Source organism: Undibacterium sp. GW821-FHT07F11 (genome assembly GCF_059418665.1).
This window is the reverse complement of sequence record NZ_JBWKQH010000005.1, coordinates 1-15,461: the sequence shown is the minus strand read 5'-3', so window position 1 is coordinate 15,461 and position 15,461 is coordinate 1. Positions and strand designations below refer to the sequence as shown.

General features: G+C 50.2%; 17 protein-coding genes and 1 pseudogene. 12 read left to right on the top strand and 6 right to left on the bottom strand.

Features of this window, described 5'->3' with window-relative positions; translation table 11 throughout:
- The first annotated feature begins 322 nt into the window (after positions 1 to 322).
- A complete protein-coding gene (locus tag AC07OI_RS13450) occupies positions 323 to 1,858 on the top strand; it encodes a slipin family protein (RefSeq protein ID WP_495257597.1) in 1,536 nt (511 codons plus the stop codon).
- Positions 1,859 to 1,960: 102 nt separating this feature from the next.
- Here the strand turns inward: AC07OI_RS13450 and AC07OI_RS13445 are convergent, their stop codons facing one another.
- Positions 1,961 to 3,073, bottom strand: a complete 1,113-nt coding sequence (locus tag AC07OI_RS13445) for an HAF repeat-containing protein (protein ID WP_495257596.1) — start codon at positions 3,071 to 3,073, stop codon at positions 1,961 to 1,963.
- 289 nt (positions 3,074 to 3,362) lie between these two features.
- On the opposite strand from AC07OI_RS13445, the gene AC07OI_RS13440 reads away from it, so the two are divergent.
- Both AC07OI_RS13440 and AC07OI_RS13435 read left to right on the top strand, forming a co-directional pair.
- Entirely contained in the window at positions 3,363 to 3,491 is a 129-nt protein-coding gene (locus tag AC07OI_RS13440) for a hypothetical protein (protein ID WP_495257595.1), read from the top strand.
- Between the two features lie 118 nt (positions 3,492 to 3,609).
- A complete protein-coding gene (locus AC07OI_RS13435) occupies positions 3,610 to 4,374 on the top strand; it encodes a substrate-binding periplasmic protein (RefSeq protein ID WP_492703166.1) in 765 nt (254 codons plus the stop codon).
- A 389-nt stretch (positions 4,375 to 4,763) separates the two neighbouring features.
- Here AC07OI_RS13435 and purM read toward each other — a convergent pair whose 3' ends face one another.
- Positions 4,764 to 5,807 carry a phosphoribosylformylglycinamidine cyclo-ligase gene (gene purM / locus AC07OI_RS13430; protein WP_110256118.1) on the bottom strand — a complete coding sequence of 348 codons (1,044 nt, stop codon included), beginning with the start codon at positions 5,805 to 5,807 and terminating at the stop codon, positions 4,764 to 4,766.
- A gap of 154 nt (positions 5,808 to 5,961) precedes the next feature.
- Here purM and AC07OI_RS13425 point away from each other — a divergent pair, with 154 nt between their 5' ends.
- The 6 genes from AC07OI_RS13425 to AC07OI_RS13400 are packed head-to-tail and all read left to right on the top strand — an operon-like array spanning position 5,962 to position 10,653.
- Entirely contained in the window at positions 5,962 to 7,047 is a 1,086-nt protein-coding gene (locus AC07OI_RS13425) for an AI-2E family transporter (RefSeq protein WP_495257594.1), read from the top strand.
- Positions 7,044 to 7,739, top strand: a complete 696-nt coding sequence (gene hda, locus AC07OI_RS13420; protein WP_492703161.1) for a DnaA regulatory inactivator Hda — start codon at positions 7,044 to 7,046, stop codon at positions 7,737 to 7,739. The genes AC07OI_RS13425 and hda overlap by 4 nt, the downstream gene beginning before the upstream one ends.
- A gap of 1 nt (position 7,740) precedes the next feature.
- Positions 7,741 to 8,430: a histidinol-phosphatase gene (locus AC07OI_RS13415; protein WP_495257593.1), complete on the top strand. Its 690-nt coding sequence runs from the start codon at positions 7,741 to 7,743 to the stop codon at positions 8,428 to 8,430.
- Positions 8,427 to 9,782: a polynucleotide adenylyltransferase PcnB gene (gene pcnB / locus AC07OI_RS13410; protein ID WP_492703158.1), complete on the top strand. Its 1,356-nt coding sequence runs from the start codon at positions 8,427 to 8,429 to the stop codon at positions 9,780 to 9,782. The genes AC07OI_RS13415 and pcnB overlap by 4 nt, the downstream gene beginning before the upstream one ends.
- Entirely contained in the window at positions 9,779 to 10,276 is a 498-nt protein-coding gene (gene folK, locus AC07OI_RS13405; protein ID WP_492703157.1) for a 2-amino-4-hydroxy-6-hydroxymethyldihydropteridine diphosphokinase, read from the top strand. The genes pcnB and folK overlap by 4 nt, the downstream gene beginning before the upstream one ends.
- A gap of 29 nt (positions 10,277 to 10,305) precedes the next feature.
- Positions 10,306 to 10,653, top strand: coding sequence for a DMT family protein (locus tag AC07OI_RS13400; RefSeq protein WP_162057561.1), 348 nt, complete (start codon positions 10,306 to 10,308; stop codon positions 10,651 to 10,653).
- A 35-nt stretch (positions 10,654 to 10,688) separates the two neighbouring features.
- On the opposite strand, the gene AC07OI_RS13395 is transcribed toward AC07OI_RS13400, so the two are convergent.
- Entirely contained in the window at positions 10,689 to 10,997 is a 309-nt protein-coding gene (locus tag AC07OI_RS13395) for a hypothetical protein (protein WP_495257592.1), read from the bottom strand.
- A gap of 106 nt (positions 10,998 to 11,103) precedes the next feature.
- Here AC07OI_RS13395 and panB point away from each other — a divergent pair, with 106 nt between their 5' ends.
- Positions 11,104 to 11,916 carry a 3-methyl-2-oxobutanoate hydroxymethyltransferase gene (panB, locus tag AC07OI_RS13390; protein ID WP_495257591.1) on the top strand — a complete coding sequence of 271 codons (813 nt, stop codon included), beginning with the start codon at positions 11,104 to 11,106 and terminating at the stop codon, positions 11,914 to 11,916.
- Between the two features lie 294 nt (positions 11,917 to 12,210).
- Complete coding sequence (locus tag AC07OI_RS13385; RefSeq protein WP_495257590.1) at positions 12,211 to 12,837, top strand: DUF2306 domain-containing protein; 627 nt, start codon at positions 12,211 to 12,213, stop codon at positions 12,835 to 12,837.
- Between the two features lie 152 nt (positions 12,838 to 12,989).
- On the opposite strand, the gene AC07OI_RS13380 is transcribed toward AC07OI_RS13385, so the two are convergent.
- From AC07OI_RS13380 to AC07OI_RS13370, 3 genes are all read right to left on the bottom strand, one after another.
- Positions 12,990 to 13,295: a hypothetical protein gene (locus tag AC07OI_RS13380; RefSeq protein WP_495257589.1), complete on the bottom strand. Its 306-nt coding sequence runs from the start codon at positions 13,293 to 13,295 to the stop codon at positions 12,990 to 12,992.
- Between the two features lie 29 nt (positions 13,296 to 13,324).
- Complete coding sequence (locus AC07OI_RS13375) at positions 13,325 to 13,879, bottom strand: hypothetical protein (protein ID WP_495257588.1); 555 nt, start codon at positions 13,877 to 13,879, stop codon at positions 13,325 to 13,327.
- A 118-nt stretch (positions 13,880 to 13,997) separates the two neighbouring features.
- On the bottom strand, positions 13,998 to 14,744 hold the full coding sequence (locus tag AC07OI_RS13370) for a hypothetical protein (protein WP_495257587.1): 747 nt from the start codon (positions 14,742 to 14,744) through the stop codon (positions 13,998 to 14,000).
- A gap of 338 nt (positions 14,745 to 15,082) precedes the next feature.
- Between AC07OI_RS13370 and AC07OI_RS13365 the strand changes: the two are divergent.
- Positions 15,083 to 15,421 (top strand): annotated as a pseudogene (locus AC07OI_RS13365) (helix-turn-helix domain-containing protein); the annotation flags it as partial.
- Positions 15,422 to 15,461 lie beyond the last annotated feature (40 nt).

Here is a 15,461-nt window from a genome sequence, read left to right as displayed (position 1 = left end):
TTTGCCTGCGCCTGGACAACGCAGCATCGCTTTGCATGATTGTTACCATGTATGTGTCCCGGCTCTTAATTCAAACTATTAAGGCCAGGCAAACGGGAGCAGTGCCTTTGCTGCCGTTTCTCTGGCGAGCGTATGAGAAGCAAGATTGCGGCACCTTACATGTACAGTCATCCGTCATGCTGCGGGGATAGTTCTCTTGAGGCTGTTTCTGCACGAAACTGATGTGTCCTGGCATGTTTTAGCATGACTATTTACACAGTTTTTTCTTGCCCCGGCTTGTTGAGTTTATCTGACGAAATATTTATCTTATTTGAGAATGTCTATGTTCCTCCGAAAAATAATTCAAGACCATCAGATTGGTCTGTTATATGGCCGTAGCGGTTTTGAAAAAATTCTTGCCAAGGGCAGTCATTTTTTACCCAGATCCAAACGAGTAGAGATTGCAAACCTGACTGATTTTCCGGCAAGCATTGCAGACCTTGAATGGATCAGTTCGCATCATCAGGCAACACTGGCAATGGATTTGGAAATTGTCCGTACTGGGCATGATGAAGTGGCGCTCGTTTGCAGTGGCCAGCAGTTCCTGTGCGTGACACCAAATTCACTACGTGCTTTCTGGAAGCAGGGTCTTGGTGTCAAAGTATTCAGGGCAAATATTGCACCTGACTTGAAAGTGCCTGCCGAATGGCTAAAGCAAATTCCCATTGGTGTGTCGGTTGGTTGCGTCAAGCAGGTGACCATACCGGCTGGAGCTTATGGCTTGTTGTTTGCAGAAGAAAGCTTCAGTGATTTTCTGCTGCCAGGCAGACATGCCTACTTTGATGTTTTGCCCAAGACCAAACTGACGATTTGCCGGCAATCACAAGTGATAGATGCCAAAGATGTCGTGCATGCCATCGTCGCCAGCGAGCATCCGGTTTTATCAGTGCAACTGAAGAAAATCGAAACCAGTGACCAGCAACTCGCCGTCTGGTGGGACAAGAATGAATTGGTCCATATCACTGGCCAGGCCACACCAGCGCTAGCCAGTAGTGACCTGAAGCTGGAACTGATTTCATTGGCACAAGCACCACGTGCAATTGAAGATCACATTGTTCTGGCGATGCGCAGCAATGCCAACAGTGCAAAATTGCTGGCACCGCATGTGACAAATTATGAAGTACCTTCCGAGCATGTGGGCATGTTATACATTGATGGCGTTTTTCATGCGAATTTGAAGCCAGGCTTTTATGCCTATTGGCATGGCGGAAACCGTTTGAGTCTGACCGTCATAGATACACGGCTGACAACGCTGGAAATTACCGGCCAGGAAATGCTGACACAAGACAAAGTGCCTTTGCGCGTCAACGTGACTGCAGGATATAAAATCATAGACGCGCCGCTGATGCTGGCGAGCTTGAATGATTATAAGGACTTTATCTATAAGGAAATCCAGTTTGCCCTGCGCGCCGCTGTTGGCGGTAAAACATTAGATGGTTTGCTGGAAAACAAAAACGAGACCGATGAACAGATATTGCATTACGTAGCTCAAAAAGCCCTGGCGCAGGGCATAGAGATCGTCAGCCTGGGTATCAAGGATTTGATCTTGCCGGGCGAAATAAAAACCATGCTGGGCAAAGTGGTGGAAGCAGAAAAAGCAGCGCAAGCCAATGTGATACGTCGTCGTGAAGAAACAGCCGCCACCAGATCACTCATGAACACCTCAAGAGTGATGGAAGACAATCCGGTTGCCTTGCGCCTCAAGGAATTGGAGACGCTGGAAAAAATGACTGAAAAAATCGATAAGATCAGCGTCTATGGCGGGTTGGAAAGTTTGCTTAAGCAGGTGGCTGCTTTCAAACCTGCAATCGAGAAATAGCAACATTGGACTGGTGCAGGTGTCAAGTTTTGCGAACAAACATTACCATTCGCAACAAGGTAGTTAATATAAGGCAGATAATTTCTATCTGCCTTATAAAACTCATGCCCCGAAAAAGAATTTATTCTCAAAAAACAAACCCTTGAGGCGCTTGCGGAAGATGGCGATGGTCAGCGCCAGCAATACCATGACGACATTAAAGCCCAGGATTTTATTGCCGCCAAGATCAACAAAGGGAATCGCATTCGAAGGCATGGTAGCAGCGTAAAGACCACGGTCATAACTGGCCCCGATGACATGTCCGCCATCATTGATGGCATTGGTCAGGTACAGACTCTTACCAGCCGGGTGCAAGGTCATTTTATTGTCGCGCCAGACGAAGGACAGACGCATGTCCACAGTATCAACCACGCCGACGACATGCCCCTCATTATTGATGCCGGTGGCGAAGCTGTCGCCGAAACCGATTTTGGCACCCAGATCTATCATCTGCTTGCCATCGTGCATGAAGGCATGCCAGCGGCGGTCTTTCATTTCTGATACACCGACCACCACACCTTTATCATTGATGGCAGTTGCCGAACTGTAGCGACCGCCCAAGGTACCAAGGTCGGACATGCCTGTTGAGGCATCATAAATAAAAGCATGGCGTGAACCATCGGCGATCATGGCAGAGCCAACCACCTGCCCAGGGTTATTGATGGCGCTGGCATAGCTGACTTTGCCGCCCAGGGTACCAAGGTCTTTCAATGCTTCGCCGGGTGTGTAGAGGAAAGCATGCCAGTCACGTTCAGGAGTATCAGAAAACCCCACCGCCAGACCAGCATTATTGAGTGCTGCGCCATAACTGTTGGGGCCGCCCAAGGTACCCAGATCTTGTGTGCCATGATTGCGACTGCGGATAAATGCGCGCCAGGATTCACCTCTTTTTGAAGAACCGACGATCTCACCCTTGTCATTGATACGCTTGGCTTCGCTCTCGGTTTCGCCGGGCATTTCCAGTTTGATGAGCTTGCCCTTTTCAAGAAAAACGGCATGGGGAGTGCCATCTTTTTCCTTGATGACCGCAGCAACCTGTCCTGCCGCATTCATGTCATAGGCAATCGACTCACCGTATTGCTTGCGTTCTATACCCAGTGAATGACTCGTCGAGGCGGCAGCATGGCCACCGATCAGGGCCAGCAGAAACAAAGAACTACGCAATGCATGGTGCATACAGGTATCCTTTCTGGAGGGAGGTCGTACGGGCAATTTGCAAGCAAATATACAGGATTATTATGTGGCAATATAGATAAATGATTGGTATTTGCCACTATCCTTACACGATTTGGGATATTTGTCCGGAACCGGACAATCTGGACAGTATTACAGTGCACCTGAGTACAGTTCAGCAGTGCAGCGTGATCCTGCTCTTGCAGGATTCGGCCATCTGCTTTACCCGGATAGCGATCCACGTGCATCCTTTTTTGCTTAAGCAACTTGCCCCCACGTCCATGACATTTGCGTGGCCAGCACAAGCAAGATACTTTACACACTGGCCAGATCTGCAGGCTGGATAGGGCAAGCGCTGGAGCAGGCAGATACAGGAAAATTGATACGGCCACGCGAGCGTTACATAGGCTCGCCTTTCTAATTCTGACATTGTGCATTGCCATTATATTACTTGTGAATTTGCACACCCCTGCCCACAGGATTGACTTCCATTTACTGCCTGCGTATATTGAAACCAGACATACCAAGAGGAGTAGATCATGTCTTTTCAGCCAGTTCGTACTCTGGCCACATTGCTGCTCTGCATGCTGGTAACGTTGGAAGTCAAGGCAGAAGAAACGCAACTCAGGTTCTACACCGAAGAGTATCCACCCGTCACCTTCTCGCTCAAAGGGAAGGCTGCAGGCCTTGGTACCGAAGTTGTTGAAGAGATCATGAACCGTCTTGGCATAAGGGCACCCATCGAAGTCGTGCCCTGGGCAAGAGGCTATGCTCATGCGACCACCACGCCTAACGTAGGATTATTTGTCACTACGCGAACCCCGGAGCGCGAAAAACTATTCAAATGGGTGGGCCCGGTTTCAGCAACCACAGCCCATTTTTATACGCGCCGCGACGGCCAGCGTTTTGATAATCTCGATCATGCCAGGCTTGCCGAACGCATCCTGATTCCGCGAGAATGGTATTTGCAGCAAATGCTGCGCGGTATGGGTTTTAACAATATCAATTCTGTGCCGACTCCAGTCGATGCCGTGCGCATGCTGGTGGCAGGAAGGGCGCCCTTGATGGCTCTTGACGACGTGACACTCGCTGACACCTTGTCGGCAGCGGGCATCAATGCCAATGACATAGTGGCTGGTTCCACAATTACCCAGGCAGTCCAATATATCGCATTCTCGCGTGACACACCGGATAGCGTCGCCATCCGCTGGCAAAAAGCACTCGATGACATGAAGGCCGATGGCAGCTTTGAACGCATTTACAAAAAGTGGTTGCCCGGTGTAGCGCTACCTGCTGCACGCTAATTGCACACAAAACAAAATGTAGTTGCAAACCCGGACAGCAAAGCTCATTAATTCGCCGGTAACGCCTCACTAAAGCATGCCCGGGTCGCTTGCAAATTCTAACAGTCAGCCAACTGCGCACGAAGCTGTTTTAACAAGCAAGTATATGATTGATCTGACTATGCCTATCCCCACAATGCCAACGTCGCAGCAAATTGATGACCATGCAAGCTTGCGAATAAAAATTGTGCGCACGGCGCACCCTGCTCACGATCGATGAAAATTTATGGGAAAATAAGCGTATTTGCCCACGCTTATTTTCGAAGACAAGCTGGTTACGCTAACCTGCATCAAAAACGAAAACGGGACCTTCAAGGTCCCGTAATCAATACTAACTACCAATCAAGCCATCACACCACAATAGTCTGATGCTCATCACCTTCACGCGCGCGGATTTCGCCAATCTTGTAGACGGATTCACCAGCCGCAGTCAGTTGTGCAAGCGCTGCATCAGCCAGCTCAGCCGCAACGATGACGACCATGCCTATGCCGCAGTTGAAGACGCGGTGCATTTCTGCGTCGGCGACGCCGCCGTGCTGTTGCAGCCAGGTGAACAGGGGTGGCAGTGTCCATGCGTCTTTATGCAGGACAGCAGTCAGTTTGTCGCCCAGTACGCGCGGAACGTTTTCTACCAGGCCGCCGCCGGTGATGTGGGCCATGCCTTTGACTTCCAGGGATTCCATCAGGGCCAGCAAAGGTTTGACGTAGATGCGGGTAGGTGCCATCAGGGCGTCGCCCAGGCTGCGACCGTGGAAATCAGCATTCAGGTCTGGTTTGGCTACTTCGATGATCTTGCGCACCAGTGAGAAACCATTGGAGTGGATACCGGAAGATGCCAGGCCCAGGATAACGTCGCCCGGTTGTATCTTGCTGCCATCAATGATTTTGGATTTTTCTACGGCACCGACGGCAAAACCAGCCAGATCGTATTCACCGTCCGGGTACATGGATGGCATTTCTGCTGTTTCACCACCGATCAGGGCGCAACCGGCTTGTTCGCAACCAAAGGCCACGCCTTTGATGACGTCAGTTGCTGTAGCAACATCAAGCTTGCCACAGGCAAAATAATCGAGGAAGAACAGTGGCTCTGCACCTTGTACCAGGATGTCATTGACACTCATGGCCACCAGATCGATGCCAACGGTGTCATGCTTGTTGAGGTGGAAAGCCAGTTTCAGCTTGGTGCCCACGCCATCAGTACCGGAGACCAGGACCGGTTCCTTGTATTTTTTGCTGACTTCAAACATGGCGCCAAAACCGCCTATGCCAGCCATGACGCCTTCGCGCATGGTGCGTTTGGCAAAAGGTTTGATGGCATCAACCAGCGCGTCGCCGGCAACCATATCGACACCAGCGTCGGCGTAAGAGAGAGAAACAGGGGTAGAAGTGCTCATGATATTCGGCAATAGGGGCAGGAGGCGGTAAAATAGAGGAATTGCCAGAAAAAGTCCGGCAAAAGCGCTATTTTAACAAATTGACCGCGAAAACCCCGCTTTTTTGGGACAGACGGCAATTTCGATGACAAATGATTACTAACCAAGCCTAAAAATGCCATTTACTTTTACGTCGGAGCAAAAACAATCCATGCTGTGGCTGGCCCTGGCATTTGCCCTGTTGTTATTACTGGGTTTATTGGGTCCGGTGCTGATGCCCTTTATCGTGGCCAGTATACTGTCTTATGTGCTGACACCCTGGGTAGACAAACTGTGCGCCTTGCGCATACGCAAATTTGGCTTACCCCGTTCAGTAGCCGCCACGCTGGTCATCGTCATATTGATTGCCGCCCTTTTGGCGATGATACTGATCATGATTCCTATTTTGCAAAAAGAAGTGCCACAATTACAAGATCAGATTCCACGCTTCTTTGACAAGCTCGATGAAATGCTGGCCCCCCTGCTGTCTGAATTTGGTATCAAGGTGCGCCTCGACAGCACTGGCATCAAGACTTTGCTGACTGATCAGATGGCAACAAGTGGCGAAGCCATCGGCAAGGCCGTGCTCAATTCCATCCGTGTCGGTGGCACTGCTGTCATGGGCATGATCGCCAATTTGTTGTTAATCCCCATCGTCTTGTTTTATCTGTTGATGGACTGGCATTCACTGATTAGTCGTCTGAGCAATTTCATCCCGCGCCGCTTTGTCAAGGTCACAGCGAATGCGGTAGAAGAAGTAGACGACATCCTGGCGCAATACCTGCGCGGACAAATTCTGGTGATGATAGTGCTGGCCGTCTACTACTCAGTGGCACTCAGCATCGCCCGTTTTGACCTGGCTTTGCCGGTGGGCATCATCACTGGCTTTCTAGTCTTCATCCCTTATCTGGGCTATGGCCTGGGGCTGGTATTGGCAGTGATTGGTGCTATCCTGCAATTTGATGGCTTTAGTGGCCTGATGTCAGTCGCCATTATCTATGGCATAGGCCAGGTTGTAGAATCGTTTTACCTGACACCGCGCCTGGTCGGTGAGCGCATAGGCCTGCATCCATTGACCGTGATTTTTGCCTTGATGGCATTCGGACAATTGTTTGGTTTTATCGGCATCCTGATTGCCCTGCCTGCCTCTGCCGTGATTTCGGTGGCCGTCAAGCATTTGCGTGTGTCTTATCTGAAAAGCCCTTTTTATAGTCAGACATGAGGCAATTATTACTCGACCTGGACGCGCAAAAACTGCCGTCCCTCGCCACCTTTGTAGTGGGGCAAAATGCTGAACTGGCGCAATTGCTCGGCATGTTTGCCGAGCGCATTACCAGCCAGTATGGCGAGCGCTCGGTCTATATCTGGGGTGAGCCAGGTGCTGGCAAGACTCATTTGCTACACGCCCTGGCAGCAGATGCCACGGCTCGTTATATCCCGGCTGATGCGCCGGAAAGTGCTTTTGACTTTACCGAGGGTGTCAGCCTTTATCTGCTGGATGATTGCGACCAGTTGCCGCCACTGAACCAGATCGCTGCTTTCAATCTGTTTAATGAAGCACGCGCCCGTGGCGGTTTTTTGATCGGTGCAGGCAATCGCCCGCCCATGATTTTGAATGTGCGTGACGACTTGCGCACCCGTTTTGGCTGGGGCCTGATTTATCAGGTACATGGCCTGACCGACGAAGACAAGATCGATGCGCTGGAGCGTGCCGCCCATGCGCGGGGCATACAACTCTCACCCGGCGTGTTACCCTATCTGATTACCCATTACCGCCGTGACATGAGTTCGCTGACCGACATCCTGGATCAGCTCGACCGTTATTCACTGGAAACCAAGCGTCCCATCACCCTGCCATTGCTGCGCGAACTGATGTTGCAGCAACAGCTGGATCCTGACACCACGATTGACTAGCATGCGTAATATCGCCTTATTTGATCTTGACCACACTCTGATCCCCATCGACTCTGATTTTGAATGGGGCCAGTTCCTGTGCCGCGTCGGCGCTGTCGATGCTGACGAATTTGCCCGCCGCAATGCAGAGTTTTTTGCGCAATACCAGGCGGGTACGCTGGACCCGGTGGAGTACCTGGAATTTGCACTCGGCACATTGGCGCAATTCCCGCGTGCCAAACTGGATGAATTGCATAATCAATTCATGCAGGAAGTCATCAATCCTGCGCTGTTGCCCGCAGCCTATGACTTAATCAAGAAACATCAGGATCAGGATGACCTGATCGCCATCATCACCGCCACCAACCGTTTTGTGACTGCCCCAATTGCCGTTGCGTTGGGCGTGCAACATTTGATGGCGGCAGAACCGGAGCTGGATACCAATGGCAATATCACAGGCAAGCTGCTGGGTGTACCCAGCTCTGGCGCAGGCAAGGTCGTGCATCTGCAAGACTGGCTGGCAATGCAAGAAGTTACACCATTAAAGCAACTCAGCGACTTTCACCATAGTTATTTTTACAGCGATTCGCAAAACGATATACCGCTGCTGGAACGCGTCAGCCATCCTGTCGCAACCAACCCCAATGCCAAATTAAGCGCCCATGCGCAGGCAAAAGGTTGGCCTCAACTTCACCTGTTTGACAAGCAATGATCAAGAAATTTATTCGCAAAATACTGGGCGTAAAAAACAAGAGCGATGCCGCCAGCGCCAACCAAAAGCCCACTGTGCTGAGTCATAAAGACCACGGCATAGACCCGCAACTGGTGTCCGCGAATGCCATACGCATCACCCAAACCCTGCAAGAAAATGGCTTCAAGGCCTTTGTCGTAGGTGGTGCCGTACGCGACTTGTTGACAGGTGTCAAACCCAAGGACTTTGACATTGCCACCAATGCCACGCCTGAACAAGTCAAGCGCCTGTTCCGCCGCGCTTTTATCATAGGCCGCCGCTTCCAGATCGTGCATGTCATGTTTGGGCAGGACTTGCTTGAAGTGACCACCTTCCGTGGCGCTGCCACTGATGGCGCGCCCAAGGATGAGCATGGTCGCGTGTTGCGCGACAATACCTTTGGCGAACAATATGAAGACGCTGCCCGCCGCGACTTCACCGTGAATGCCATGTACTACGATCCGGCCTCACAAGTCGTGCTCGATTATCACGGCGGCATGAAAGACATCAAAAAGAAAACCCTGCGCATCATAGGTGTGCCAGAAGCCCGCTACCGCGAAGACCCGGTACGCATGCTGCGCGTGGTACGCTTTGCCGCAAAACTGAACTTCACGATAGATGCATCCACCCGCGCGCCTATCGCCGTGATGGCACCGCTGATCAACAATGTGCCCGCCGCCCGCGTATTTGATGAAACCCTGAAGCTGCTGACCAGCGGCCATGCCATGGCTTGCCTGCAGCAATTGCGCAAAGAAGGCCTGCACCATGGCCTCATGCCCTTGCTGGACGTGGTGCTGGAACAACCCCTGGGCGAAAAATTCGTCACCCTGGCGCTGGCCAATACCGATGAACGCGTGCAACAAGGCAAGCCAGTCTCGCCAGGCTTTTTGTTTGCATCCCTGCTGTGGCACCAGGTCGTGGAAAAATGGGAAGCCTATAAAGCTGCCGGTGAGTTCCCCATCCCTGCCCTGCACCTGGCTGCAGATGATGTACTGAACACCCAGACCGATGCTTTGGCAATACAACGCAAGATAGGTTCTGACATGCGCGACATCTGGGCCATGCAACCACGCTTTGAAAAACGCGCAGGCAAGACCCCGTACAAAGTGCTGGAACACCCACGCCTGCGCGCTGGCTATGACTTCTTGCTGCTGCGTTGCGCCTCTGGCGAGATCGATGAAGAAATTGGTGAATGGTGGACAGACTTCATGGAAGGCGACAGCGCCGAACGTGAACAACTCATCAACAGCAAACCCAAGACAGCCGAAGCCGGCCCCAAAAAACGCAAGCCCCGCCGCCGCGCCCCACGCAAGGCAGCCGCCGCAGCCGAATGAGCGTGCAAGTGAATTTGCAGGTTTTTATTGGCATAGGTGCCAACTTGGGTGATGCCAAAGTCACCGTCAGCAAAGCCATAGACGCACTGGCGCAATTGCCGGGCACTACTCTCGTGGCGCAGTCTGCCCTGTTCGGTAGCGCGCCCATCGATTCTACCGGCGATGATTACGTCAATGCAGTAGCAGAGCTCTCGACCAGACTGAGTGCTGCTGAAATGCTACAACACCTGCAAGCCATTGAACTGGCCCATGGCCGCGAACGCCCCTACCGCAATGCACCGCGTACCCTGGACCTGGATTTGCTCTTGTATGGCGATGAAGAAATCAATACCGCCGACCTGCAAGTCCCTCATCCGCGCATGACAGAACGCGCTTTTGTCTTGCTGCCCCTGCTGCAACTGTCTGCCGATGTCAGCATCCCTGGCAAAGGCCGTGCACAAAGCTATGTCGCTGCGGTGGCAGATCAACGCATACAAGAATTACCCATTACCTGAGCGCCTGACCAGGCGATAAGCGAGGCCCCATGCAAATCCCCATCATTGTGCAAACCACAGGCTTGCTGATACTCTCCAACGTCTTCATGACGGTAGCCTGGTACGGCCACCTGAAAAGCCTGTCCAGCAAAGCCTGGTGGGTAGCCGCCTTTATCAGCTGGGGCATCGCCCTGTTCGAATACCTGCTGCAAGTGCCCGCCAACAGAATAGGCTACACTGCCTACAGCCTGGCCCAGCTAAAGATATTACAGGAAGCCCTGACCCTGATCGTCTTTGTACCTTTCGCCATGTTTTACATGGGGCAGCCGTTCAAGCTGGATTATGTATGGGCGGGATTGTGCTTAGTGGGTGCGGTTTATTTTATTTTCAGAAGTTGAAAGAATAGATAGATCAAAACTGGACAAATGGTAAATCAATCCATGCTCTGATTTTGATGTTGTTTTTGAATTTGCAGTTGATTTTGACGTTGCGGTTGCTTTTGACCTTCATCCGCTTGGGACGAAGCCATTTGTGTAGCGCAGAAAATGGATAAGAAATGGCCGATGTTTGAGCGAAGCGAGTTGCGGACATTTCCCATTTTTTGCGCTGCATAAATGGGCACTCCCGAAGGGAGCGAGTCTGCGGTCGCCTTTCTTTGAATACTTTCTTTGGCGAAGCAAAGAAAGTATTTCGGCCGCCGGGCCGAAACCCGGCCCGATCGATCAACGGCAATAGAATTCAAGACGTAAAGATAAAGAATATAAAAGAATAAAAGTTGAGGATGTAGGTGGAGACAAAATCGCTGTCAAACAAAAAACCAATGACAGCATCACCTTTGGAGAAAAAGCATGGCTGAATATTTGCAAGACCGTAAAGCAGTAAGCATTCCTGGCTTGATCGCACTACGTGAAAAAGGTGAAAAAATCACCATGCTCACCTGCTACGATGCCAGTTTCGCATCCCTGATGGACCGTTGTGGCGTAGAGATTTTACTCATCGGTGATTCCCTCGGCATGGTATGCCAGGGCCACGACTCCACCCTGCCCGTGACACTGCAAGACGTGGCTTATCATACCGCCGCCGTCGCCCGTGGCAATCAAAAAGCCCTGGTCGTCGCCGACATGCCTTTTGGCAGCTACGCCACACCGGAAGCTGCGTTCAACAACGCCGTGCAACTGGTACAAGCCGGTGCGCAAATGGTCAAACTCGAAGGCGGCACCTGGTTGCTGCCCACCATCAAGTTCCTGACTGAACGCGCCATCCCCGTCTGCGCCCACCTGGGCCTGACACCGCAATCCGTGCATCAGCTAGGCGGCTACAAGGTACAAGGCAAGACCGATGCCTCCGCCAGCCTGCTGAAAACCGAAGCCCTGGCCGTACAAGAAGCCGGTGCCACCCTGCTGGTGCTGGAAGCCATCCCCGCCAGCCTGGGTAAGGAAGTCACAGACTCCCTGCACATCCCCACCATAGGCATAGGCGCAGGCGTAGATTGCTCTGGTCAGGTACTCGTCATGCACGACCTGCTAGGCGTCTTCCCAGGCCGCAAAGCCCGCTTCGTGAAAAATTTCATGGAAGGCCAAACCAGTATTGATGCGGCAGTACAAGCGTATGTAGCGGCAGTGAAAGATAAATCTTTCCCGGCGCTTGAACATAGTTTTTAAGAGCACAACGTCATGCAGTTCTGGCGAGCCCTCCTTGCCAGTCAGGGACAGTGAATTAACCGTTGCCAGATACCGGCGATCCTGATCATCTCCATACGCTCACCTGCGTATGGAGATGACAACTGCAAGCTCTTTTCTTACCATCGTTTTACCCCCATCAAAGTATCGCATTTACTTTTTGATACTTACTTTTCCTCACAGACTTTACAGCTTTGATGTCAGTCAAAACGCCTTGTATGGCGTTTAATGTCTTTTGACACGACGACATTTCGCTTTTTGTTTTTGGAGAAAATCATGGTAAACCGTGAGGCATACTTTCGTCCCCAACTTTATTTTTTCATCTTCACTGGTCTACTATTCATGCTCGTCATGTACAAGGTCGAACTGCCTTTACTGCTAGGCATGAATCTTCAATGGGAACAAAAAATAAACTCCTACCGCTGGTGTCTGCATGTACACGCATTTGCAGCAACAATTGCCCTGCTCGCTGCGCCTGTGCAATTTTTTCCTGGCTTTCGCGCCAAGCATTTGCAAATGCACAAACTACTCGGACGCCTGTACGCTTTGTCCATCTGCATCGCTGCTCCCATCGCCGTTTACGTCGCACTGGCACATTTGACAACCGATGAAAAATGGCCAACAGTTGCCCAAGGCAGTCTATGGCTATGTACGACACTGGCTGGCGTGTACGCGGCCAGCAACAAGCAATTAGTCATGCACCAGATCTGGATCACACGCAGCTATGCGTTGACACTGACTTTCATCACCACACGCATGATGGTCGACGTACTAAAAATCGACATCAACGCGATTTTTGGCGGAAACGCCAATCTGATCTGGACGAGCAGTTTCATGGCATTGGTGATGGCAGATATTTTGTGCGCATCGGTAAATCCGGTCAGAAAGTTAAGGATCGCGTGAGTAGCATTAACCAGTCTGTTGAAATGCTTGACATCGCAGTTTGCAAGTCAGCGGCAGTGCATCGATTGCACTATATTGCGCATGATTATCATGGAATGATGGCGCTATAGTTTGTCATTTTTTATTACTCATGCGTCGTCACACGGCACACTTCAGGGAATACCCAAAACATCTTCCAAAGTATTTTGCATCTCGACAATGAAACGTTCATAAGATGCCAGGTCGCCAGTCACTTCTTCTACCCGTTTCCTTTGCCACTCCAGAAAACCTGGCAAGTACCACATCAGGGATACGAGTCGCTTTGGAAGCAAAGCATTATCATCAACACGCGTATTCTTAAGTGCATGCAGAAATTTCTCGCCTTCGTTTGCATCGAATCGACCTACACGAATCTGCGCATATAAGCCACCGTCATCCCAAGCCATCTCAAGGAACTCAATCATCTGCTCAATATCCATTGTTTCTCTCAAATCAGTCGCTCATGAAATCAAGTGGCAACAGGAAGAATATCTATCGGCACATCTCGACCGTAAGAAACAATTGCGACCATTCCTGTCGTCGATTCCACATTATCCGCATCAACTATGTAAATCGAATAAGCCGGATCATCCTTGATACCAAAATCAATCAATGCACCTTCACGCTTTTCTTTGACTGACCGCACAAAACCACAAGCCAAATCCTTATTCATGAAATACACACCCACCATCGACTGCTTCATCAGCGTCAGGAAAACCTCTGGCAACCGGGACAAATCTTCAATTCTTATCAAACCCTCATAGCTTGCGACAAACCAACTCAGAACTTGTAATTTCCTGGGTAACACGCTTCTAAAAAATTCCACATGAATGCCATTCAGGTTTTTCAACGATTGATAAGTAGACTTGGGATGTTTGCCCATACCATAAACATAACAAACCACTTCGTCACTATTAGCTTGAGACCCCGCCAGCTTGGTCAAGACGGCTTCAATTTCTGCATAACTGACATCGCGATCAAACTCTGCATGGGTATTTTTACTTGCTTGAAATAAGCGCGTCATATACTTGTTTATTGATATCTTGAAATTCTGATTGCAGAAGTGAATTAGTAAGGTTTGCTTGCATAATTCACCGTCCAAGCGAAGTTTCAAACGAAGGAAGTCTATTTGATCTGGTCTATCACCTTAATCCCAATATCGCATCCGGGTCTCTTTCATAAGCAATAAAAAACTCCTCAAGCCCATCAAATATCTTCGTTGGTAGGTTTGAAGAATCGAAGTAATCGACATAGACGGATGAACGTTCATCAGTTTCATATTTCAAGCGATAACACCAACACTCTATCAAATGATCCGAGAATAATATTCCATAAGGCGATGGCTCTTTATTTTCCTCAATAATTTCTGCCAAAGACCAAAGACGCCAACAGGCATCATCGTCCATCGCCTCCATGCCACCCACTGTAGAATAAAGTTTTACAACGTCCGAGCTTACTTTGCTCCCGAGTTGAACAAATGCAGCTTGAATTTCATGTACTGAACTTGCTGGCATCAATCCCACATGTTGAGCATTCCACCTGGGAATAAGTTTCTTAATCAATTGCAGAAAATAATCATTCCCTACAGGAGTTTGCTTCTCCAACTCAAGCGCCAGAAAATGATGATAGGGTAAAAATGCCAATTTGACTGTCAGGTAAACCATGGCAAGCAAGACTGGAAAGCGGTAAGGAAATTGCGGCGCAAGAACCACGAACGTCAATAACAATACAATCTGAATAAGCACAGGTAGCCAAACCTGCCAACGCAGCCACACCAGGCTCCAAATGGGGAGAATAAGTTCTGCCTGCTCCGCCCTTGAGAATCCATTGAGAGCAGGAATGGATGCCTTGTTCCAATAAATAGCCATAAGTATCAATTCAAAATTCATCCGTCACATAATCACAAGTCAGCGTCAACACTTAAATGCTTATTTCCCGTTGAATGCAATCGCCAAATTCAAACCCGATATTTCCCTCATCGAATTCCATATATGCACGGGCACGCCCAGATGCAGTCTGAAAGAACCGAAAGTCTGACAATATCAAGAAACCATGCTCGAATAAATTTGGCGACACTGCCTTAGTCGTTGAGTCTACATATGACCCATTGAATTGTGAAATTGTTGATTTGCACTGAAAATTGACCCACTTTGCTGGATAATTTGCATCTAAAATTGACCCACGTTTAGCACACAATCCTACTTATCTTGATGAGTAGGGGACAGGAGTGATTGACGTGGCATTACTAGGTATTATTCGACGCTGGCACATTCGTGACCAGATTCCATTACGCGAGATCGCCAGACGACTGGGCATCTCTCGCAACACTGTCCGGCGCTATCTGCGCTCTGAAGTCACAGAGCCAGCCTATGCGGATCGACAAACAACCAGTGCCATCGACAAATATGCATTGCAGCTGTCAAGCTGGCTTAAAACCGAAGCGGGCAAAAATCGCAAGCAGCGACGCAGCTTAAAGCAGCTTCATCTCGATCTGAAAGAACTGGGATTTGAGGGGTCGTATGACCGGGTGGCCGCCTTCGCCAGGAAGTGGAAGGTGGATCAAACTGACAGGGTCACCCATTAGCCGCCCATTGTCAACGGTTCGA

Bases quoted from the DNA above. Each gene is read 5' to 3' on its own strand.
- AC07OI_RS13450 (WP_495257597.1), top strand. From the start codon at position 323: ATGTTCCTCCGAAAAATAATTCAAGACCATCAGATTGGTCTGTTATAT.
- AC07OI_RS13445 (WP_495257596.1), bottom strand. From the start codon at position 3,073: ATGCACCATGCATTGCGTAGTTCTTTGTTTCTGCTGGCCCTGATCGGT.
- AC07OI_RS13435 (WP_492703166.1), top strand. From the start codon at position 3,610: ATGTCTTTTCAGCCAGTTCGTACTCTGGCCACATTGCTGCTCTGCATG.
- purM (WP_110256118.1), bottom strand. From the start codon at position 5,807: ATGAGCACTTCTACCCCTGTTTCTCTCTCTTACGCCGACGCTGGTGTC.
- AC07OI_RS13425 (WP_495257594.1), top strand. From the start codon at position 5,962: ATGCCATTTACTTTTACGTCGGAGCAAAAACAATCCATGCTGTGGCTG.
- hda (WP_492703161.1), top strand. From the start codon at position 7,044: ATGAGGCAATTATTACTCGACCTGGACGCGCAAAAACTGCCGTCCCTC.
- AC07OI_RS13415 (WP_495257593.1), top strand. From the start codon at position 7,741: ATGCGTAATATCGCCTTATTTGATCTTGACCACACTCTGATCCCCATC.
- pcnB (WP_492703158.1), top strand. From the start codon at position 8,427: ATGATCAAGAAATTTATTCGCAAAATACTGGGCGTAAAAAACAAGAGC.
- folK (WP_492703157.1), top strand. From the start codon at position 9,779: ATGAGCGTGCAAGTGAATTTGCAGGTTTTTATTGGCATAGGTGCCAAC.
- AC07OI_RS13400 (WP_162057561.1), top strand. From the start codon at position 10,306: ATGCAAATCCCCATCATTGTGCAAACCACAGGCTTGCTGATACTCTCC.
- panB (WP_495257591.1), top strand. From the start codon at position 11,104: ATGGCTGAATATTTGCAAGACCGTAAAGCAGTAAGCATTCCTGGCTTG.
- AC07OI_RS13385 (WP_495257590.1), top strand. From the start codon at position 12,211: ATGGTAAACCGTGAGGCATACTTTCGTCCCCAACTTTATTTTTTCATC.
- AC07OI_RS13380 (WP_495257589.1), bottom strand. From the start codon at position 13,295: ATGGATATTGAGCAGATGATTGAGTTCCTTGAGATGGCTTGGGATGAC.
- AC07OI_RS13375 (WP_495257588.1), bottom strand. From the start codon at position 13,879: ATGACGCGCTTATTTCAAGCAAGTAAAAATACCCATGCAGAGTTTGAT.
- AC07OI_RS13370 (WP_495257587.1), bottom strand. From the start codon at position 14,744: ATGAATTTTGAATTGATACTTATGGCTATTTATTGGAACAAGGCATCC.